The sequence below is a fragment of the Empedobacter sp. UBA7252 genome (genome assembly GCF_002472765.1).
GTDB lineage: Bacteria > Bacteroidota > Bacteroidia > Flavobacteriales > Weeksellaceae > Empedobacter > Empedobacter falsenii_B.
The window spans coordinates 7055-8059 of record NZ_DKSQ01000074.1 but is presented as its reverse complement, the minus strand read 5'-3'; the positions used below and the strand labels follow the sequence as shown (position 1 = coordinate 8059).

At 33.8% G+C, this 1005-nt stretch carries 1 protein-coding gene; it reads right to left on the bottom strand.

The genetic code is table 11. The annotated features are described in order from the left end of the window. Positions 1-190 precede the first annotated feature (190 nt). The gene (locus B2X73_RS10440) at positions 191-976 is read right to left on the bottom strand and encodes an Abi-alpha family protein (RefSeq protein ID WP_291096383.1); all 786 of its coding nucleotides are present in this window, start codon (positions 974-976) and stop codon (positions 191-193) included. Between the last annotated feature and the right edge of the window lie 29 nt (positions 977-1005).

Below are 1005 nucleotides of genomic sequence, written 5' to 3'. Positions count from 1 at the left end.
GCCAAGTTCATATCTCAACTTTACGCTGCCTTTGAGAGATTGTTTTGGTACTTTAAACGGAATTTGTAAGGTTTAATCCAATTACAGTTGGCGTTACCCTCCTCGAAAGGAGCTAACATGACTTCTCAAATGAAGCGGTAAAAGTCTTTTATACTTATGAACCTTTTGTTTGAATAATCTCCAATTAACTTTATTTCTGACCCGTATTTCTTTCAATGTAATCGATTTTAAAATAATCCTTCGGTTCTCCTTTGAACCCTTGACCTTTAATAAACAAGTTTATAGCAAACGGAGATGGCTCAAGATGTGCAGTAATTTTGTCGTCTCCGAAAACAAATCCTGCAGCGTGTCCACCTCCAGAAACGTTTAGTTCTTGCAATATCAATTCATTGGATGCAAGATTGTCTAATTCAGAATCAATCTGGTGCAGGTTTGAAGTATCTAAAATTGCACAAAGGTCTTCAAAAGAAATCTCAATATGTTCAGCAAACAAAAAGCCGTTTCTGTCAACTTTGATTTTACAATTTTGGCAAATATAATTTAAAATAATCACTTGATTTTTTGTTAAATATTTGAGGGCATTAACAAAAATTAAATTACTATCATCCCCTAATTTCTCGTTGCAGGACGAAGCTAATATTCCTGCCCACATTTCTTGTATAGAATCGTCATCACACCACGAACCATTTTCAATTATTTCTTTTATAACTCTAGGGTGTGCAGTTAGTTCTAAGTTCCCATTCACAAAATCAATCTTTTTATCAGACTTTTCAATAATTTTAATAATGTTATTTAACCTCCAGTGTCTTACTTTATCTTTATACATCAGACCTAGTTCCTCCGCCGCAGGTAGACAAACCCTACTTAAAATTGCTTTAGCTCCGCCAAATCCTTTTTCTACAGCAACTTTAATAGCTTCACCATAAGGAGCAACTCCCAACAAGTCTGTCGTAAGATTTTCTTTCTTTTTATTCATAATAGGAGTATTATTTGTTAATTATTCAT